Origin of the sequence: Streptococcus sp. FSL E2-3488 (assembly GCF_038003585.1) — a bacterium.
Classification (GTDB): domain Bacteria; phylum Bacillota; class Bacilli; order Lactobacillales; family Streptococcaceae; genus Streptococcus; species Streptococcus thermophilus.
On record NZ_JBBOPL010000001.1, the window covers coordinates 1,435,594 to 1,455,377 of the forward strand.

The 19,784-nt window shown below is 40.6% G+C and carries 18 protein-coding genes and 2 pseudogenes; 2 read left to right on the forward strand and 18 right to left on the reverse strand.

The annotated features are described in order from the left end of the window. Window positions 1-183 precede the first annotated feature (183 nt). Window positions 184-819: a hypothetical protein gene (locus MHH90_RS07355; RefSeq protein WP_011225614.1), complete on the forward strand. Its 636-nt coding sequence runs from the start codon at window positions 184-186 to the stop codon at window positions 817-819. A gap of 100 nt (window positions 820-919) precedes the next feature. Here the strand turns inward: MHH90_RS07355 and MHH90_RS07360 are convergent. The 8 genes and pseudogenes from MHH90_RS07360 to MHH90_RS07410 form a co-directional block, all read right to left on the reverse strand. Next, a protein-coding gene (locus MHH90_RS07360; RefSeq protein WP_340725827.1) for an IS3 family transposase occupies window positions 920-2,487 on the reverse strand; the annotation gives its coding sequence in 2 pieces (ribosomal slippage) (window positions 920-1,842 and window positions 1,842-2,487; 1,569 coding nt in all). Between the two features lie 85 nt (window positions 2,488-2,572). Further along, window positions 2,573-3,964, reverse strand: a complete 1,392-nt coding sequence (locus tag MHH90_RS07365; protein ID WP_011680847.1) for an amino acid permease — start codon at window positions 3,962-3,964, stop codon at window positions 2,573-2,575. 170 nt (window positions 3,965-4,134) lie between these two features. Continuing rightward, a complete protein-coding gene (locus MHH90_RS07370) occupies window positions 4,135-4,392 on the reverse strand; it encodes a DUF896 family protein (protein ID WP_002949992.1) in 258 nt (85 codons plus the stop codon). Between the two features lie 12 nt (window positions 4,393-4,404). Then, window positions 4,405-6,441 (reverse strand): glycine--tRNA ligase subunit beta, encoded by a 2,037-nt coding sequence (gene glyS, locus MHH90_RS07375; RefSeq protein WP_022096943.1) that lies wholly within the window; start codon window positions 6,439-6,441, stop codon window positions 4,405-4,407. Between the two features lie 285 nt (window positions 6,442-6,726). Continuing rightward, a complete protein-coding gene (gene glyQ / locus MHH90_RS07380; protein WP_084828555.1) occupies window positions 6,727-7,644 on the reverse strand; it encodes a glycine--tRNA ligase subunit alpha in 918 nt (305 codons plus the stop codon). A gap of 271 nt (window positions 7,645-7,915) precedes the next feature. Further along, window positions 7,916-9,169: pseudogene (locus MHH90_RS10285) on the reverse strand (YkvI family membrane protein). A 104-nt stretch (window positions 9,170-9,273) separates the two neighbouring features. Beyond that, window positions 9,274-10,422, reverse strand: coding sequence for an N-acetylglucosamine-6-phosphate deacetylase (nagA, locus tag MHH90_RS07405; RefSeq protein WP_011680844.1), 1,149 nt, complete (start codon window positions 10,420-10,422; stop codon window positions 9,274-9,276). Window positions 10,423-10,624: 202 nt separating this feature from the next. Further along, a complete protein-coding gene (locus MHH90_RS07410; protein ID WP_260223951.1) occupies window positions 10,625-11,098 on the reverse strand; it encodes a PhoU domain-containing protein in 474 nt (157 codons plus the stop codon). Window positions 11,099-11,318: 220 nt separating this feature from the next. Between MHH90_RS07410 and MHH90_RS07415 the strand changes: the two are divergent. Continuing rightward, window positions 11,319-11,789, forward strand: a pseudogene (locus MHH90_RS07415) (YgjV family protein). 18 nt (window positions 11,790-11,807) lie between these two features. On the opposite strand, the gene MHH90_RS07420 reads toward MHH90_RS07415, so the two are convergent. The 10 genes from MHH90_RS07420 to tpiA all read right to left on the reverse strand — a co-directional run bounded on the left by MHH90_RS07420 (window position 11,808) and on the right by tpiA (window position 19,619). Further along, window positions 11,808-12,629, reverse strand: a complete 822-nt coding sequence (locus tag MHH90_RS07420) for a Cof-type HAD-IIB family hydrolase (protein WP_011680842.1) — start codon at window positions 12,627-12,629, stop codon at window positions 11,808-11,810. 22 nt (window positions 12,630-12,651) lie between these two features. After that, window positions 12,652-13,308, reverse strand: coding sequence for a glycoside hydrolase family 73 protein (locus MHH90_RS07425; protein ID WP_011680841.1), 657 nt, complete (start codon window positions 13,306-13,308; stop codon window positions 12,652-12,654). A 97-nt stretch (window positions 13,309-13,405) separates the two neighbouring features. Continuing rightward, complete coding sequence (locus tag MHH90_RS07430; protein WP_011680840.1) at window positions 13,406-13,747, reverse strand: P-II family nitrogen regulator; 342 nt, start codon at window positions 13,745-13,747, stop codon at window positions 13,406-13,408. Between the two features lie 10 nt (window positions 13,748-13,757). Beyond that, a complete protein-coding gene (locus MHH90_RS07435; protein WP_011680839.1) occupies window positions 13,758-14,993 on the reverse strand; it encodes an ammonium transporter in 1,236 nt (411 codons plus the stop codon). A 137-nt stretch (window positions 14,994-15,130) separates the two neighbouring features. Continuing rightward, a complete protein-coding gene (gene rsmI / locus MHH90_RS07440) occupies window positions 15,131-15,997 on the reverse strand; it encodes a 16S rRNA (cytidine(1402)-2'-O)-methyltransferase (RefSeq protein WP_002949974.1) in 867 nt (288 codons plus the stop codon). 2 nt (window positions 15,998-15,999) lie between these two features. Next, complete coding sequence (gene yabA / locus MHH90_RS07445) at window positions 16,000-16,320, reverse strand: DNA replication initiation control protein YabA (protein ID WP_002946304.1); 321 nt, start codon at window positions 16,318-16,320, stop codon at window positions 16,000-16,002. Then, complete coding sequence (gene ricT / locus MHH90_RS07450) at window positions 16,307-17,113, reverse strand: regulatory iron-sulfur-containing complex subunit RicT (RefSeq protein WP_101415551.1); 807 nt, start codon at window positions 17,111-17,113, stop codon at window positions 16,307-16,309. Before ricT ends, yabA begins: the two co-directional genes overlap by 14 nt. Then, entirely contained in the window at window positions 17,110-17,985 is an 876-nt protein-coding gene (locus MHH90_RS07455) for a DNA polymerase III subunit delta' (protein ID WP_014727360.1), read from the reverse strand. The genes ricT and MHH90_RS07455 overlap by 4 nt, the downstream gene beginning before the upstream one ends. A gap of 8 nt (window positions 17,986-17,993) precedes the next feature. Beyond that, complete coding sequence (gene tmk, locus MHH90_RS07460) at window positions 17,994-18,623, reverse strand: dTMP kinase (protein WP_014608059.1); 630 nt, start codon at window positions 18,621-18,623, stop codon at window positions 17,994-17,996. 237 nt (window positions 18,624-18,860) lie between these two features. Next, window positions 18,861-19,619, reverse strand: coding sequence for a triose-phosphate isomerase (tpiA, locus tag MHH90_RS07465; RefSeq protein ID WP_002946314.1), 759 nt, complete (start codon window positions 19,617-19,619; stop codon window positions 18,861-18,863). Window positions 19,620-19,784 lie beyond the last annotated feature (165 nt).

The following is a 19,784-nucleotide window of genomic DNA, read 5'->3' on the forward strand; positions in this document are numbered from 1 at the left end:
TCTAGGTTTTGCCTGCTGACCAGTAACAATCCTTTTGCTATGGTTCTATAATATCAGAGTTAAAATAATTTTGCAAACACTTACAAAATTATTTTTTTGTTTTTGGATGTAAAATCTTGACCAAGACTTTAAGTCGTGATAAACTATTGTTAGTTTATAAACTAACATAAAGAGAGTTATACGATGAAAACAAGAGCAATTATTGAATTTAAAGACACTTACGCTAGCATGGAATGTCAGGAACTTGGTTACCAAACCAAGGAAACCGCCTTGGCGATTATTTCACCTACTGGACAAATTCTATCAAGTACACCGCTTTTTAAAAAGGCATATGGTTCTAACACTGCTCACATCGACCAGCTTCCTTTCACCATAGATACCCTCAATATTACAGCTAAAGGACTTAGTGAAAAAGTTAGAGCTAATTTAGAGGATTGGATTGCCCATACTATTATTCTTCCAATGGACTATGATAAGTACTTTACTAAACATCAAGCATTGCTACATCTCTTAGCAGAGTCGCCTATCGTTGAGTCTGTTCAATCCTTAACTTATAAGACTGTTAAGATATATTTTTCAGAAGCACTTAACGACGAACACATTCGCCAACTTCAAGGCTTTATTCTTTCTCAGGCAGGTATCTACAGCTACATTGGTACTTCTACAGTATCAGATCGAAATGCTTATCAAGCACTTGAATGGGCCAAACTAGATATAAATGGGCGTGCACACAACAATCACAAGCCTGCTATTTTTCACCGCAGCAAAAGCCTCTTAGGTGGTTTTCTTCAACATGGAAACCAAGAAAGCATTTCATAATTTATAACCAGGACACCTTGTGTCCTTTTTTTGCAATAAAAAACTCACCAGAAAGGTGTGAACCGCTCCCTGTCAAGTAGACAGTGAAATACTAAAATGATTAAGCAACCTGATTCCTGAATTCCAAAGGAGTCAGGTTGTTTAATTTTGCTTGATACCGTTGTGTGTTGTAGAATTCGATATAGCGTTCTACATCTGCGACTAGTTCTTCATAAGTCTTATATTTCTTAAGATGATAAGACTCTGTCTTGAAATGCCCAAAGAAACTTTCAATCGGTGCATTGTCAATACATTTTCCCACACGTGACATAGACAAAGTCAGCCCAGCTTGTTGTGTGATATAACGGTATTCCTTTGAAGTGTACTGACTACCACGATCGCTATGGATAATTGGTGTGGCACCTAGATTAAGCTCTAAAGCCTTCTTAATCGTCTTTATAACAAGTGGATTGTCATTGTTATGACTAACCTCATAAGCGATGATAGAGCCATCATACAAGTCTTTAATGGCACTGAGATAAGCCTTGGCTCCCATTCCATACTGTAGATAGGTAACATCGGTACACCATTTCTGATTAGGTGCGGTAGCTGTGAAATCACGGTTGAGAATGTTTTCTTCATAGAATCTGTCACCAGCTTTCGTGCAAGAATGTCTGACACGACGGATAACTGAGCTGATGCCTAGTATTCTCATTAGTCGACGAATACGCTTCTTGTTGTAGTTGGTTCCAAGTTGGCGGTTGATAAACGTTGTCATGCGCCGATAGCCTAAGATGCCATTGTAGAAGCTGTGAAGTTTCTTAAGGGTCTCCATGAGTTTCGTATTTTCTTTCTCAGAAAGAGTCTCTTGATGATTGAACCACTTGTAATAGCCTGAACGTGATACCTTTAAAATCTGACACAAGATTTGAATAGGGGCATCTGGTTCTTCATCATGATAATCCTTGACTGCTTGGAACTCCGCCAAATGCTTACCTAGTCTTACCATCGATTTCTTCGTTTGACGTCTTCTAACTTTTTTAGCAGACCAACCTCAATTTCTAGGAGACGATTGCGTTCCTTCAGTTGTTTAATCTTGAGTTGAAGTAGCTCAGCTTCGGTTAAATTAGGTTTACTTTCTAACCCTCTTCCACGTCTATCAACCAAACCTTGTGACCCACTCTTTTCAAACTTACGAACCCAAGAATAAACCTGTTGGTAAGAAACACCAAACTTCTCAATAGCTGCTTGATAGTCTTTACCATGAGCAATCGTGTAGTTAACAATCTCAACACGCTCTTCAAATGTTGTCGGTCTTCCTTGTTTCATACGGCTATATCCTTTACTAGTAGCTTTTAAGTCTTTACCACTAGTATACCGTTTTATCCAACTTCTGAGAACATAAGTATCAGAAATATCATAGCGTTGACACACAGCTATCAATGTCCCTTTTCCATTAAGATAATCTAAAACAGCTTGTTCTTTTAATTCAGAAGAGTATCTCTTCCAAGTTTTGGATTCCTTAAGACCATCAATACCAAACTTCTCATACTTTACTTTCCAAGACTGGATAGTCTTATCACTAACTTCATATTGCTCACTGAGTTGTGAAATGGACTGCTCATGCTTGAGTAACAATTGAACTATCTCTAATTTTTCCTCTAATGATTTTGGACTTCTTTTGGACATATGAAAACTCCCTATATAGTTTCTAGTGAATTTTTGTTTTTTCACTGTCTACTATATGGGGAGTATATCAGTGAGTTAGGTTGGTTTATTTACTATATTTTAAGTTACTATAGATACCAAATACCACAATCCAGATCACTGATCCAATAGCTCCAACAACAGTTGACTTTTGCAAGAAGAGGCAAACAAAGACGAAGACAAAAAATGCAATAGTCAAAGGATTAAGAATTTTATAGGCTGGCATAAGGAAGCCATCTGCCATAAATTCTTGAGATTTACGGTACTTGAGATGAGCAAGCATGGTCAAGATGTAGATAGCAATGTAAACACCTGATGACGATGCGGTAATCAAAGCAAAGGCATCAGACACACCAGGTAAGACATTGATAAAGGCTGAGATACATACCACAATAGCTGATACAATGATGGCATGAGAAGGAATACCATTACGTGCCAAGGTATCAAGCTTCAAAGATTTCATAACCTTGCTGTTTGGTGTTTCCTTAGCGATTTGAAAAAGGTGACGACCAGTTGAATAAAGTGTTGAGTTCAAAGATGAGGCTGCTGCTGTCAAGACAACAAAGTTAATGAGAGCTGCTGCCCACTTGATGCCAGCCATTTGGAAGACCATTACAAACGGTGACTCATTAACTGGGAGCTTCTGCCACGGAAAGATAGCCATAATGGCAATGAGCGCTCCCACATAGAAGATTGCAATACGAACCGGAATTTCCTTGATTGCCTTTGGCAACACCTTACGAGGATTTGCTGTCTCAGATGTTGTAATTCCTACAAACTCAATAGCTTGGTAGGCAAAGAAAACCATCTGGAAGGCCATGGCAAAGCTTACCCAACCTTTAGGAAACATTTGAAAGCCTTGTGTAATGTTAATAAGGCTCGCATGTCCAGCTGGCGTTTCAAAGTTAGTTGCTACCATAAAGATCCCTGTAGCTATCAAGGCAAGAATGGTGATAATCTTGATCATCCCAAACCAAAACTCAACTTCCCCGAAAATCTTAACCGCAATCAAATTTACCGAACTCAAGATAAATAGGAAGACAATCTGAATTTGCCAGGCAGGCCAACTTGGAAACCAAAACTGCACATAGTTCGCAACGGCTGTAATTTCTGCCATACCAAGAAATACCAACGATACCCAGTAAGACCACCCTGAGAAAAATCCCCAGCCTTTACCAAGGTATTTCGTAATAAAGTTAATAAAGGTATGTTGATCCGGATCCATGTAGAGCATCTCACCGATAGCTCGCATCATGAGGTACATGAGGACACCTGTCAGCATATAAACTAGGATGATTGAAGGTCCTGTTAGGGAAATGGAACGCCCTGCCCCAAGAAAGAGACCTGTACCGATTGTACCAGCGATGGCAATCAGCTGAACGTGTCTGTTTTGAAGACCTCGTACCATACCATTTTTAGTCTGGTTATCGTCGTCGTTATGATGTTGCTTTTGTGACATTTTTTTCACTCCAATTCTATTTAATACGACTCAGAGAGCCCAGCTATTTTTAATATAACTTATATTGTACCATTTTTGAAACAATTGGTCAATATTGTGTATATAATTCAGAATATTTTAATTTAAAAAATAGGAGCTCGGACTAAATTCAAGCCCCTATTTTTAAATTATTATGATTCAGGATCATCTAGGCTACGCCCATGTAGACCTTTTTCACGTTGGACTTGACGTAGTTTTTCGGGTGTCACATCATTTCCTTCTTCATCCACAATTTTGATTCCTTCAATGTGGTGACGAACAGCACGACGATAACCCGCAATATATTCCTCACGAAGTTTTGCTTGCTCTACTGCTTCTTCTGGTGTCAAGCCTTCTGTTTTTTTCTTTTTTGCAAGCTCATTGATTCGAGCTATTTTTTTAGAATCCATTTACTCTTACCTCTATTTTGTATTCAATTGGTTAAAGGCTGCAACAGTTTTAGCTTTAGCCACAAGAGCAGAAAGAAGAGCCAAACGGTTATTTTTAACAGCCACATCATCTGCCATAACCATCGTATTGTCAAAGAAAGCATCAATGACTGGGCTAAGAACAAAGAGTTGAGCCAATTTGTCGCTAGCTGAACCTGTCAATTCAAGACTTTCTGCTGCTTGAGCCAAGGCTTTTTCTTGATCATTTTCAAAGAGACTAGCATCGACTGCTACTGAAGTATCTGCTTTTTCTGCCAAGTTGAAGGCACGAGAGAGTGACTCAACAGCTGCCTTGTAACCATCCGTCTTAGCAGCTTCTGAAAGAGCTTCAGCTGCTTCAAGCATATCTGCTACTACAAAGTTTGAACCAGAAAGAACAGCTTCTTTGATATCTTTTGGTGTGCTACCCATCATCTTGTCCACACGGGCCTTGATAAATCTAATAACTTCTGCTTGATTGTCATATGAGAGACTATCAAATGAAAGTCCGTAAAGACTGTCAATCAACTCATCCATAGGAATGTGCCAACCAAAGGCATCCAAGATACGAACAATTCCTTGTGTTGCACGGCGAAGTGCATAAGGGTCATTGGAACCTGATGGAATCAAACCGACTGAGAAGAAGGAAAGGAGGGTATCCAATTTATCCGCAAGGGCAAGGATAGCACCAACTTTCGTTTCAGGAAGGGCTCCGTCTGCTGAATCAGGAAGGTAGTGCTCACGGATAGCTGTCGCTACTGCCTCATCTTCACCAGCAAGGAGGGCATATTTTTCACCCATAATCCCTTGAAGCTCATCAAACTCACCAACCATACCAGTCAAGAGGTCAAATTTGTAGATTTCTGCTGCACGCGCTACTGCTGCCTTTTCCTCAGCAGTCAAACCTGCTTTCTCAGCCAATGAAGCCGCAATGACACCAGCACGTGCCATATGTTCTGAAAGAGAGCCAATCTTTTCATGGAAAGTGACGTTTGCCAATTTAGCAACGAGATCTTCAATCTTGAGTTTTTGGTCTTCACGCCAGAAGAATTCACCATCTTCGAGACGCGCCACCAAGACTTTCTCATTTCCTCGAACGACATTTTCCAAGTGCTCAGCGTTCCCATTACGAACTGAGATAAAGTTTGGTTTAAGCCTACCATCAAGATCACGCACCACAAAGTAACGTTGATGGGTCTCCATTGATGTCACCAAAACGTCTTCTGGAACGTCCAAATATTTAGTATCAAAACCTCCCATGAAGGTAGTTGGGTATTCGACCAAGTTCAAAACTTCGTTCAAAAGACCTTCTTCGATTTGGACTTGAACACCTTGTTCTGCTTCGATAGCTTTGATTTGCTCACGAATCATGTTTTCACGCTCTTTACTATCTGCAATCACGTAAACGGTACGAAGGTCTTCTTCATAAGAATCCGCATTGGTGATTTCCACTTCGTGCCCGAGGAAACGGTGCCCACGACTAACACGACCTGACTTAATACCCAAAAAGTCTAGTTCAAGGGCTTCATCCCCCAAAAGAACGATCAATGTGTGAACAGGGCGAATATATTCAAAGCTGTTGTTAGCCCAGTGCATGCTGACGGGGAAGGTCAATGAAGCAAGTACTTCTGGGATACCAGCCAATACTTCTTTGGCAGATTTTCCAGCTTCATGTTTCGTCACATAGACGTATTCTTCCCCTTTGACTTCACGGAATTCGATATCGTCAACCGTCAAGCCTTTCCCACGAACAAATCCTTGGGCAGCTTTTGAGAAGTTTCCATCAGCATCCAAGGCAATTTTCTTAGAAGGTCCTTTAAAATCTTCTGTCAAATCGGTTTGTTGATCAGCCAAACCAAGTACACGAACTGCTAAACGGCGAGGTGTTGAGAAGGTTTGAATGCTTTCATATGAAAGGCGATTTTCACCCAAGAAAGCTGCCATTTTCTCACCCAGTTGTTTTTCACTTGGTGTGACTACGTAGGCTGGCAACTCTTCAAGTCCTAGTTCTACTAATAAGTTTTTTGTCATGTTTTTTCCTTTACATCTTCTTCTTTTTGATAGGCACCTTAAGATACTGGGGACGTTGCTAACCAACTTTGTGAGGGGCTGTAGGGAAATACTATGTCTACTTGCCATAGATTTCCAACAGTCTCATCAAAGTGGATTTAATCAACTGATTTTTGAACTTGAGGTTTCAAAAATCTCCACCAGGCAGTACGGCGGCACCTCTATCCCTTTAGCAAGCCTTTGACTTGCCTCTGGGTACCAATATGGGCTCACTCTGTTCGCCCTTTTCCTTTCTTGTAACTCTCTTTATTCTTCCTCTTCTGCGAGGAGTTTTTTGCGTGTGGCTTCGTCGAGAAGTGGGTAACCAAGTTTTTTACGTTCTGCAACGAAGGTCTTGGCTACAACACGCGCCAAGTTACGGATGCGAGCGATATAGCCAGCACGTTCTGTAACAGAAACAGCACCACGAGCATCAAGCAAGTTAAAAGTGTGTGAACATTTCAATACGTAGTCGTAGGCTGGGTGAACAAGACCCAATTCCAAAGCACGTCCTGCTTCTTTTTCAAATTTTTCAAAGTTCTCAAGAAGCATATCTTGGTCTGAGACTTCAAAGCTGTATTTTGAGTGCTCATATTCTGGTTGAAGGAAGATTTCTCCGTATTTAACACCTGGAGCCCACTCAATATCGTAAACAGAGTCTACTTCTTGGATGTAAGAAGCCAAACGTTCCAATCCATATGTGACCTCAGCGGTAACAGGTCCAGTTGCCAAGCCACCAACTTGTTGGAAGTAGGTAAACTGAGTAATTTCCATACCGTCAAGCCAAACTTCCCAACCAAGACCAGCTGAACCAGTTGATGGGTTTTCCCAGTTGTCTTCAACGAAACGAATATCGTGTTCCAATGGGTTGATGCCCAATTTTTCCAATGACTCCAAATAAAGTTCTTGAATGTTTGATGGTGATGGTTTCATGACCACTTGGAATTGGTGGTGTTGGTAGAGACGATTTGGGTTTTCCCCGTAGCGACCGTCTGCTGGACGACGAGATGGCTCAACATAAGCCGCATTCCATGGTTCCGGACCAATGGCACGAAGGAAGGTGTAGGGACTCATCGTACCCGCACCCTTTTCATTATCATAAGCCTGCATGAGCATACAACCCTGGTCATTCCAGTATTGTTGCAAAGTAAGGATGATCTCCTGGAAAGTCAATTTTTTAGACATGATTTACTCCTTTATCTTTGAGACTCAGGATGCAAAAAGAACCTTGTCTCTGCTCCCAAGTCGTTCGACCTAGGGGCGTCAGAAACGCGGTTCCACCCTAATTTATTACTTCATTTTATCTGTTTGTACTCAGCTCTTCGCTGAGAGAAAGCGCCGTTGCCTACTTTGTTCTACTTGGCTTTCACTATCCCAAGCTCGCTAGAAAAACGCCATAAGCTTTTCTTTCTTATCAGTATTATAGCAAAAATAGAGAAACTTGTAAAATAAAATTCTAACCCTTCTTACCAAGTCCCATTTCCTGACGGACATGTGCATGGGTATCTTCATGGAGAATATCATTATCAATAATCGAAGCTTCTCGAAGTTGTTTTGCCTTTTCCTTATCCTGAGATGTTAAATCTTGTTCAGAATCATAAGCTTTCTCGACAATACCTAAAAGATGATTTCGAATTTCTTTTTCCTTGCGAATTCCGCCTTTTTTGCGGTAGCTAGCTACAACTAGGACAACCAACATCAACAACCCCAGATAACCAATAATGGGATACATAACTGCCACCAGTTGACGGAAACCCATAAAGGATATAGCAAAACCAGCCAGGGCAAAGGCAGCCACAAAGAACTTGTATCGTTTATCACTCCACGCTGAGAAGCGTTTTCCAAGGGCATAGTAAAGACTAAAGACGGTATTGAAAATCAAACCAAAAATCACAAAGGCGTAGAGTTGTCGCAAAGATAGGGTTCACTTCCTTAGCAATAGCCAACATAGGAACATCCGATCTAGCAATTTTATCACTGTTAGCAAAGAGAATCAAGGTCGTGATGAAGAAAATCATACCAACCATGAAGCCTCCCCATGCTCCGCTCTTTTCAGCTTCATCAATTTTGAAAATAGAGCCTCCCATAACAAAGGCCATCGCTATAGCCGACATGACACAAACAGAAAAATAATTGATCACAGACATCCAAACGCTTGGGAAGGGTGATTGAATGGTTTGAGACACCTTATTCATCTCTACAAAATCCCAGTTACGCCCCAGAAACATTGGTCACGAAAATCATGGCAATCATAATCAAAATCAGAGGGGTAAAGACTCCAATAACACCGATGATTTTCTTGAAATCTAATAAACTAACAAAGATAGTCAAGGCTGTACAGAGGAAGACGCCTACCCAAATCGGCATACCAAACTGCTGATTTAAATTAGCCCCTGCACCTGCCGTCATAACAAAACCAAAAAGAAAGCATGTGATAATCAGAGCAATGTCCAGAATACAGAATACGATAAATAACGGGATGGCTAATCTCAGCCAGAACGACTGAATGGTCATCAGAACGGTAATAACTTCCTAGAGAAATCATCAAACGGCCAAAACCAACATGTAGAACGCCAAGGACAATAACACCTATCAACCCCCAGACTCCAAAACTGACAAAATACTGCAAGAGGTCCTGTCCAGAAGATACTCCTGCACCAATCATTACACCGATATAAGCCAGGGCAATGCTCCAAATACGTTTTGACATATTACCTCCTATAAAATAAAAGCTATTTCCATTTTACACCTTTACTGTTATAATTCTGTAAAAAACAAAAAAAGTACTTAAATAAGAAAGCACTGCTTATAGTATTACTTCTCCCAACCTTTACACCCATCAATATAGGTTGCTTGTAACTCCAAGGAATCATCTAAGACGATGAAATCGGCTGGGAGACCAGCTTTAAGGCTGCCACAAATATTTTCTAGTCCAACCGATTTAGCAGGAATACTAGTTGCCATTTGTAAGGCTTGAGCAACCGTCACGAGTCCCCAATCAACCACATGTTTGACACCGTCTTTGAGTTGTAGGATAGAGCCAGCTAGGTTACCACCTTTCTTAAGACGAGCGGTACCATTTTTCACAATAACAGGGAGCTCACCTAGCATATAGTCACCATCAGGACAACCTCCCGCTGACATACAATCTGTAATAAGGGTAACTCCTTGAGGCGTTTTTTGCTTGATGAGTACCTTACAAGCTGCAGGAACCACGTGATGACCATCCGCAATCAGTTCACCAATCGTCTCAGGAGTATCAAAGGCTGCACCAACCATACCAGGCTCACGGTGACTAAAGCCACGCATTCCATTGTAGACGTGAACCCAGACTGAAGCACCAGCTTCCACTGCTGCCATGGCTTCTTCATAAGTAGCATTGGAGTGTCCTAAAGCAATCGTTACACCTTGTTTAGTCGCTTCTTTAATAAAGTCAGCCACTCCTTCACGCTCGGGAGCCAGGGCTAATTTGATTAACTTTCCTTGAGCCGCTTCTTGCCAGGCTTGCAACTGTTCGATACTTGGGTTGCCCATGTATTTAGGATTTTGCGCTCCCCTATAGGTCTCAGTGAAATACGGTCCTTCAAAGAAGAGTCCCTGGATTTTAGCACCAGGCTCCTTACCAGCCGTCTCTGCTGTTGTCTGACAGATAGCTTTTAGCTCTTCAAATGGCGCTGTCAATACTGTCGGTAAGAAAGAAGTCACACCTGCTGAAAGCAAGGCTTGACTCATGCCTAGAAGACTTTCCTCAGAATTATCCATAACATCGTACCCCGCAAAGCCATGAATGTGAGTGTCCACAAGGCCAGGAGCAATCTGATAATCACTGTAATCTAGCACTTCTGCACCCTCTGGTACATTTTCTGTCCACTTACCAAAACGACCATCTGTGACCGCCAAGTAGCCACCTTCTTTGACCTTATGATCAAAATAAAAACGTTTGGCTGAAATATAATAAGTCATAGGACTACCTCTCATCAATTTTCTATGTTCTCAATACGCCTTCATTATATCAGAAAAGCCGAGAAAAGTTCTCGACTTTCGATATTAAATCACACCTTCTGTAACCTTTTCAACAAGGTTGATGGCATAGTCTGCGATACGTGTGTAATATGAGAGGTAATCAACATAGTTGATACCTGCCTGCGCAGTACATTCACCATTATTAAGACGTTTGGTATGAAATCATACGCAATTGTTTTTCAAGTTTTTTCAACTCTTCATGACGAAGGATAACTTGACCTGCAAGCACTTTGTCATCATCCACAACAACACGAATACTATCAAGATCAATACGGTGCGTGCGATTATAAACATCCTCAAGCTCAGCCTTAGCAGTCCCAGAGAATTCAATTCCTTTATTATGAATATGTTGTGAAAGGTTGGCACTTGCAACTGCCAGGTCACCAATACGCTCCAAGTCACGAACAGAATCTAAAACACTTACCAAAATTTCGTTTTCATAAACACTAAGAAATTCGTTAGAGATTTCAATCAAGTAAGTTGTTAACTCTTCATCAATACTGTTAACAGCTGTTTCATACTTCTCTACCTTGTCAAAGTATTTCTCATCACCTTTATCAAAGAAAGCGTATGAATCCTCCAAAGATTGAATGGCATATGATGCTAAGTGAACCAACTCTTTCTTAGCATTACCAAGGGCAATGGATGGCGCTTATGTGATAAGCAAACGATTCAAGTAAAGCGCTTCGTACTTGTTAACTTCATCCTCACCAGGAATAATTTTAGTTAACGGATAGATATCATCGAAATAAATCCTTCTTTCTTGTGATATAAGAAAGGAAAAAATGGAAGTTGCATCATGACAATCTTACCTTCTAGCACAAGTACTCTCAGCCATTGGAACCCTCTGTGTTGCCATATCCTCTTTTACAAAATCAAAAATAAGATGCCCGTCTGGCAAATTACCGACTACATTTTCACTGCCGCTGCTAACCTCTTATTGGGTGGCTATACCAGTGCCTTAACCATTAGTATTTCCATCATCAGAAATCGTTTGATGATCAAAAAGAAAATGACCAAGACTATTTTGTCCATCCTCATTATTCTTCGAACCATCGTAGGATCCTTATCTCAATCAACTTGGGGTTATTGGCTATTTGCCAATCATCTCTTCAGTCTCTTATAGTCTATCAATTGCTATCACACGAAACCTCCAGTAGCTTCGTTGGGTCATTATTGAGAATATGTTACTCTGGCTAATTTACGATTTGATCATTAAGGCTTACCCCGCTGCCATCATAGATATCACCATTACACTAACCACTCTCATTGCCATTATCCGAAATCGAAAGACCTTTAGCAATTAAAAGCTAAAGGTCTTTTTCTTATAAAGCCCAGGTGCGAATGGCGTAGGCTACACCTGCCTGATCATTTGTCAAGGTCACATATTTACTCAAAGACTTGATGTCATCACTAGCATTTCCCATGGCAACACTTTGACCTACAAACTGTAGCATTTCAAGGTCATTGGCAGCATCACCCAAAGCCATGATTTGATCCCGGTTAATGTCAAGCTTTTCAGCTAAATGTTTAAGCCCGCTAGCCTTAGTTGCCCCCTGTGGCATGACTTCAAAAATATATTCTTGACTACGAACTGTGCTATAGCTCTGATCAAGTCTATCTTGCACAGCATTTTGGAAGGCGTCCAAAGGTTCAGATTCAGCCATATACATAGCTTGGAAAATCACTTGCCCTTCCTCAAAGATTTCTTCCAAACTCCTAGCTTTCGCTTCTGTAAAAACAGTCCCAGCATCATAAGCTACTAGCTCAGGTACCTCATTACCCACAACATAATAACTTTTTTCACCAGTAAAGGTTAGAGCCACCCCTGGGAAATCTTCACAAGCCTGCAAGAGTTCTTCCATTTCAGAGCGAGATAAACTTTCAGATTCAAGCAAGGTCCAATTTTTAGTTTCATAAGTTGAACAACCATTGTTCATGATAATGTACTCTTCTTCACTAAGACCCAATTTTTCAAAATGGGGAACAATGCCTGAACGTGGGCGACCTGTACATAGTACGATTTTAATACCTGCTGCAGTCGCCTCTTGAATAGCCTTGATGTTCTCTTCAGGTATCTCTTTTTGGCTATTTAAGAGGGTCCCGTCCATGTCAATTGCAATGAGTTTCACTTGGTTCTGGTTCATATTTTTCTTATCCTTCTTAACCCTAATATGTGTCATAAATAGTTAACTGATATTGTTCAATGATGCTGTTCAACTTATCACCATAGGTCGTGTCGGTGGCATAAACACCTGTTAGGGCTGCAGTCGCATCTTTGTAACTTCTCGTTTTGGAGCGGTGTACTCCGACATAGTAGCTACCCTCAAGAAACTCCACATAGTCCTGTAGAGAATTTTCCACAGAACCATAGGAACGAAAGGCAGCATCGATATGGTAGGGATTTCCCTTACCATCATCCTCCCAGGTCGGTAAGGTTACACTTTGACCATTGTATTCTCCTTTAATTCCAAAGAAATTGTAAAGTGGCTTTTGACTTAATTGTGATTGTCCAGAGTCAGATTCTAGAATAGCCTGAGCTATCATGACAGATGCATAAAGATCATTTCTAGCTGCCAAATAGCGCGACGTCTCACCAATCTCAGCAATAAAAGCAACCGTCGTCTCATCCGTAGGCGTCATATTTTTTTCCATAGTCAATCTTGGAAAATTTAAACTAGCTAAGAGGCCCAATAAAGAAAATAGGCCAATAAAAATCAGACTCCACTTTTGGAAAAATTTAGGAAAAAGCAAGACAGACTTCTTTTTCTTTTTAGATTTCTTAGGTCTAGCTTTCGACTTAGTTTTCTTTTTTCCTTTCGGCAATCAGTCACCCCCTCAATCATACTAACTCCTGTAAGTATATCAAAATTCACTAAAAAAGACACAAACCAACTGGTTTAAGCCCTAATTCAATATGACATTAAATAGCGTCTCCGCCCCGTTCGCCAGTACGAATACGAATGACATCATCAATAGGAACAATAAAAATCTTCCCATCACCGACTTCGCCTGTCGCCACAGCGCTACGGATAGTATCCACAACCTCATCAACTGCCAGATCCTTGACTACTATTTCCACCTTAACCTTAGCCAATAAGGTCGGAACAATCCGTTGACCACGGACAAACTCCGCAAAGCCACGTTGGGTCCCATGACCCAAGACCTGACTCACAGTCATTCCCTTAGTCAAACCACTACCAGTCAAGGTATTTTTCAAATCTTCCAATTTATCCGAACGAATAATCGCTTCGATTTTTTTCATCAGTATCCTCCTACGAATCCATACCCATAAAGGTTGGGTAGGCTGTTTCCTTGTGTTCACAGTCATCAAGACCAATAGCCTCATCACGGTCACTGACACGCAAAGGTATATAGTGGCCAATTACTTTTATGATACCATAGGTTACCAGCCCCGACCAAGTAACTGTGAAAACAATGGCTAGAACTGTCACTACAAACAAACGAGCATTTCCATAGATAAGCCCAAAATTAGCCTTATCTAGGGCTAGATTTGGTGTTGTAAAAACAGCTGTACACAAACCACCAAAGATTCCTCCGACACCATGGCAACCAAAAACATCCAAAGCATCATCATAGTTAGTGCGTTTTTTCAAGACAGAAATGGCATAGAAACAAACCGGACTAACCATGGCTCCTATTAGAATGGAACTCCAGATGGAAACGAAGCCAGCCCCAGGCGTGATGGCAACAAGCCCGGCTACTAAACCGGTCGAAGCACCGACCAAAGTTGGATGACCTGTCACATATTTTTCAAGAGCTAGCCACGAAAACATGGCAGCTGCTGCAGAAAAATGCGTAGTCACAAGAGCATGAACTGCTAATCCATTGGGCGCTAGGGCAGAACCTGCATTAAAACCAAACCAACCAAACCACAGAAGACTCGCTCCCAACAGAACAAAAGGAACATTATGAGGACGGTGCTCTAAAATCCCATAGTCACGACGTTTTCCAACAACAATTGCCAAAACCAAAGCCGAAACACCTGAAGTAATGTGGACCACATCACCACCCGCAAAGTCAATCGTCCCCCACTTGACAAGAATTCCGTCTCCCCATACCATATGTGCAAAAGGATAATAGACCAAAAGTAACCAAAAGACTATGAAAATAGCTAAAGGAGTAAAGCGCATACGTCCTACTACTGAACCTGTCAAAATCGCCACACAGATAATGGAAAACATCATCTGAAAAGCCGAAAATAAGAGATCAGTAATAGCTAGACCACGACTTGAAGTCGTTTCAGAGACTCCATGTAAAAAGAGATGACTAATATTCCCAAAGAAATAGCCTTGACCACCAAAAGAAAGTGAATAACCAGCAACAACCCACAAGAGAGAGGCAATTGCTAAGGGAAGAACAGACATCATCATGGTATTAATGACATTTTTTCGACGCCCCAGACCACCATAGAAGAAGGCCAAAGCTGGTGTCATCAAGCACACCATGGCTGAACATATCAATATAAAGGCAGTACTACCTGTATCCATAAAACCACTCCAATCAAAAGAAATTATTTTTATGTTAAATAATATCACACAAAAAAAAATCCCACAAGCTTATTTATGGAATTTTTTGATAATTTTTTATTTTCTAACATCTTATGTTACCATAAAAAAAGAGCTTCTTACACTCCATGAAAAAGGTTATAAAGCTCTTGTCTATTTATTTTCCGTTCTTTAGCAATGGTTTTTATAGCCTGATTAGGCTTCATGCCAGAAGCAATTAAACCTTCAACAGCCTCGATTGGAGCAACATCTGATGTTAGATATCCTTCCCTATCATTTTCAGAAGCCCCAGCTACAATCAGTAAACATTCACCCTTGAGTGGATTACTAGCAATATAATCTAAAATTTCTAAAATAGTTCCTCGTTGGTACTCTTCGTAAAGCTTGGTCAGTTCTCTAACTAGTGTCACTTGGCGATTGCCATAGATCTCATGCATATTTTCAAGGGTATCTGCCACACGATAAGGCGACTCATAAAAAATCTGTGTCTCAGGATAAGACAGCTTTTCCTTGAAAAAATCAATCTGCTGACCTTTTTTACGGGGGAGGAAACCATAAAAAATATGAGGTTGAGGCGCTAGACCACTAGCAATCAAAGCAGTAATACCAGCTGATGCGCCAGGTAGGGCTACTACAGGAATATCCTCAGCAATGGCGGCTTTGACCAGATCATGACCAGGATCCGAAATAGAAGGCATACCCGCATCAGAAACCTGAGCCAAAGAAAGGCCTGACTTCAAACGTTCCAGTAAATCTGGAATTTTCTCGTAAGCATTGTGCTCATGAAAAGAATACTGCTTGGTTTCAATTTCAAAATGTTTGAGCAAGAGACCCGTATTACGCGTGTCCTCCGCACAAATAAGATCCACCTCTTTCAAGATTTGCACACTGCGAAAAGTCATATCCTGCAAATTCCCAATAGGTGTGGGAACCAAATAAAGGGTACCGTAGTTAGATTGTCCCTTAAAACTCTTTTGAACCTGCATGCTTAATCTCCGTACAACAATTCTGCACAGAATCCACAAGCTTCATTATTATCACGACGTTGACCATAAAAATCTGGACAAATGTGGAATCCATCATCATAAATAGCCTCGAGGTTCACCTTGCCATGAGACATTTTAGTCCCTGTCTCCTCTTGAACCACTTGACTCAAGTGCTCACGTAACTTGTCGTTCTCCAACTTGAGAGCCGTATTTTCCTCGAAAATCCCTGAGAAGTTCGCCTTAATCGCTTCTACCTCTGCCAACATTGACATCAAATTTTGTGATAATTCTTCGAATTTATCATACAATTCACGCTTTTCCATTTAGCTGAACTTCCTCCACTCCATAAGTTAGGGGAGCTCCCCCTTTTTCAAACATAACTTTAACAGTCCCTGCAATCACATCAATAGCAATGACTTGACCTCTACCTTCCTTGGTCTCAATCTCTTCACCCAAGTCAGGATAACTAGCCTTACTGTCTCGGTAAAAATCATCTTCATAACTGAGACAACACATGAGACGTCCACAGACACCGTTCATCTTACCAGAATTCAAGGATAAACTTTGATTTTTAGCCATCTTAATCGATACCGGTGGGAATTCGCCCAAAAAACTAGAACAACACAGTGCACGTCCACAAGGACCTAAACCACCATAAATTTTTGATTCCTCACGACTGGAAATTTGACGTAACTCAATTCGCGTCTTAAAATAAGCCGCCAAATCCTCGAGCAATTGACGAAAATCTACCCGCTTTTCAGCCACGAAACTGATAAGCACATAAGAGCTATTTAGAGGAAAGACTATGTCCACCACTTTCATATCTAGCTGATTTTGAGCAATTAAATCAGCCACTACTCTCATACTCTGTTCAGCCTTTAAAAGATTTTCATCATATCTAGCGAAATCTCTCTCACTAGCCAAGCCTTCGACCCTATTCAAATCCACGGGTAAACTAACCTCTGGAAAAACAGTATTTTCCATAACAACCTGGGCTAGACGCTTATCTTTTTTCTCCAAAACGACTACAAAGTCACCTTTGGTGTAATTTTTATCAGGAACAACGTATTCTACCGCTCCATTTTCTTCAAATTTGATTCCAATGACTTCTGTCATGATAATACCAAATACTCCATCGCATTTTGAAAGCTGACATTAGCAAGCCACATTTCACGTGCCTTAAAAACTAAATCTAACCATCGTCGTGCTTGTGGATTTTGTATCTCCTTTCCCAATTGATAAGTTAAAAAAGCCCATACCATCTCTTGTTCCGATTTTTCACTACACTGGACGGCCAACTTTGCAACATCCAAATAAAGAAGGTCGTGATTAGCCAGCAAGGATTGTTCAAAACGCTCCACTATATCGATGACATCAAGAACCTTTTTATCTTTAGACAAACTCAAAGCTTGCGTTTCATCCTTAGCAAAATCCGCTAAAACTTTGGCCTGTGTCAGCAACAAACCTTCTCTCTGGAGTAAGTCTTCTAAATAGGCCTTGTTCTTAGGAAAATAAAAGAGTTGCACTCGACTTTTTATCGTAGGCAAGATACGACTATCATCAGCTGTTAACAGAAAAATATAAATCTGACTCTGAGGTTCTTCGATAAACTTCAAGAGACTATTGGCCGCATTAACATGCATTTTATCCGCATCACGAATGATAAACACTTGAGCGTGGCCCTCGAAACTCGATTGGCTAAACTCTCTTGTCAGTTGACGAATAATATCTGTTTTTATAATCTGCCCTTGCGGTTCAACCAATTTAACATCTGAAAAATCTCCCTGTGCAATCAAACGACACGGACGACAGTGGCTACAAGGAAGACCATCCTCAGGAGTCAGGCAAAAGCGACTCTGCGCTAGCCAAATAGCCATGTCGAGACTTCCAAAATCACCCGAGAATAAATAAGCATGACTCAAACGATTTTCTCTGATAATTTGTGAAAACTCTTCAAAAAGTTTTCTTTGACATTCAGATAACTTCATCTTGCTCCTTATAAATAACTTTTAATAATTTCCCAGGTATCCTCTACAACTTCTTCCAAAGTTTGCGAGGCGTCGATTCTCTTAATACGTTCTGGCTCAGCTTCAGCTAAATCTAAGTATCCTTGACGTACACGTTGGTGCATATCAATTTTTTCTAAATCCAAACGATTGACTTCTCGCTCACCGTTTGCCGCAATACGAGCTAAACCAGTTTCAGAATCCACATCAAACAACAAGGTCAAATCAGGTTTATGACCATCCGTCGCATAATTATTTAACCAAGCAACTTCATCTTGATCAAGCCCTCGGCCTGCTCCTTGATAGGCTACCGAGGAATCAATAAAGCGATCCATGATAACCATATTGCCATTTTCAAGTTCTGGTAAAACTTTTTCAACCAAATGTTGGCGACGAGCAGCAATATAGAGCAAAAGTTCTGTTTTAGCATCCATAGCCGTATTATCTATATCCAGAATAACTTCACGGATTTGCTCTGCAATAGCCACGCCACCCGGCTCACGTGTCGTTATGACCTGAGCTGGATAAACCTCTCTTAAACGTGGCAAAAGCACCTTCAAAACTGAAGTTTTTCCAGCCCCATCTGGTCCTTCGATTGAGATTAGTAACCCTTTAGACATGATATTTCCTTTGTTGTTTATTCACCTTCTATTTTATCAAATTTTAGGCTAAATGAACAATCTCAGAAAGCATATAGCCTATGGTAAAAGAGTGTACATCTTAGCATGTCATCAAAACCACAAAACGTTTCAAAACTCTATTTATATAAACCACATATTTATCTTATTAGGTTTAGTTTTTTAGACATATGTTTACAAACAGAAAAGTTCGAGAACAGTTCTCGAACTTTTTATTCATTATTTAACGAAGTCAAGCAATGCCAAGAAACTTTCAGGTTCAAGTGATGCACCACCTACAAGAGCTCCGTCAACATCTGGACAAGCCATGTATTCAGCAACGTTTTCAGGTTTAACTGAACCACCGTATAGAACACGTACTTTGTCAGCGACTTCTTGACCGAAGTCAGCTGCCACAACATCACGCACAACTTTACACATTTTTTGTGCATCGTCTTGTGAAGCTGATTTACCGGTACCGATAGCCCAGATTGGTTCGTACGCAATAACTGATGAAGCTACTTGCTCAGGAGTCAATCCAGCTAAAGCAGCTGAAACTTGAGCACCTACGAATTCTGCTGCTTTACCAGCTTCGTAAGTTTCAAGGGATTCACCACAACAGATGATTGGAATCATACCGTTAGCAAAGATTGCCTTAGCTTTTTTGTTGATGTCTTCATCGGTTTCGTGGAAGTAGTCACGACGTTCTGAGTGACCGATAACAACATAGTCAGTACCGATTTCTTTCAAAACTTGTGGGCTAGTTTCACCAGTGAAAGCACCTGAATTTTCAAAGTAAGTGTTTTGTGCAGCAACTTTAAGGTTTGAACCTTTAGCAGCAGCAATAACAGTTGTCAAATCAACTGCAGGAACCGCAATACCAGCTTCAACAAGGTCAGCTGAAGGCAATTTTGACGCTACAGCTTCAACAAATGCTTTTGCTTCTTCTGGATTTTTGTTCATTTTCCAGTTACCAGCGATAAATGGTTTACGTGACATTTCACATACCTCTTCTTTTTTTATTTACTCGTTTATTTTATCACAAATCCCTTACTATTACTAGGTTTTTAGGAAAATTCCGAAAACTCGACTTGCTTTATTAAGATTGTTCTCTATAAAAGCTAACTTTAGTCAACTAAATGCAAACAAAGAAGACTCTCAGAT

Bases quoted from the DNA above. Each gene is read 5' to 3' on its own strand.
- tmk (WP_014608059.1), bottom strand. From the start codon at position 18,623: ATGTCTAAAGGGTTACTAATCTCAATCGAAGGACCAGATGGGGCTGGA.
- tpiA (WP_002946314.1), bottom strand. From the start codon at position 19,619: ATGTCACGTAAACCATTTATCGCTGGTAACTGGAAAATGAACAAAAAT.
- MHH90_RS07355 (WP_011225614.1), top strand. From the start codon at position 184: ATGAAAACAAGAGCAATTATTGAATTTAAAGACACTTACGCTAGCATG.
- rsmI (WP_002949974.1), bottom strand. From the start codon at position 15,997: ATGCAGGTTCAAAAGAGTTTTAAGGGACAATCTAACTACGGTACCCTT.
- MHH90_RS07370 (WP_002949992.1), bottom strand. From the start codon at position 4,392: ATGGATTCTAAAAAAATAGCTCGAATCAATGAGCTTGCAAAAAAGAAA.
- nagA (WP_011680844.1), bottom strand. From the start codon at position 10,422: ATGACTTATTATATTTCAGCCAAACGTTTTTATTTTGATCATAAGGTC.
- MHH90_RS07455 (WP_014727360.1), bottom strand. From the start codon at position 17,985: ATGAAGTTATCTGAATGTCAAAGAAAACTTTTTGAAGAGTTTTCACAA.
- ricT (WP_101415551.1), bottom strand. From the start codon at position 17,113: ATGACAGAAGTCATTGGAATCAAATTTGAAGAAAATGGAGCGGTAGAA.
- yabA (WP_002946304.1), bottom strand. From the start codon at position 16,320: ATGGAAAAGCGTGAATTGTATGATAAATTCGAAGAATTATCACAAAAT.
- MHH90_RS07435 (WP_011680839.1), bottom strand. From the start codon at position 14,993: ATGGATACAGGTAGTACTGCCTTTATATTGATATGTTCAGCCATGGTG.
- glyQ (WP_084828555.1), bottom strand. From the start codon at position 7,644: ATGTCTAAAAAATTGACTTTCCAGGAGATCATCCTTACTTTGCAACAA.
- MHH90_RS07430 (WP_011680840.1), bottom strand. From the start codon at position 13,747: ATGAAAAAAATCGAAGCGATTATTCGTTCGGATAAATTGGAAGATTTG.
- MHH90_RS07365 (WP_011680847.1), bottom strand. From the start codon at position 3,964: ATGTCACAAAAGCAACATCATAACGACGACGATAACCAGACTAAAAAT.
- glyS (WP_022096943.1), bottom strand. From the start codon at position 6,441: ATGACAAAAAACTTATTAGTAGAACTAGGACTTGAAGAGTTGCCAGCC.
- MHH90_RS07420 (WP_011680842.1), bottom strand. From the start codon at position 12,629: ATGAACCAGAACCAAGTGAAACTCATTGCAATTGACATGGACGGGACC.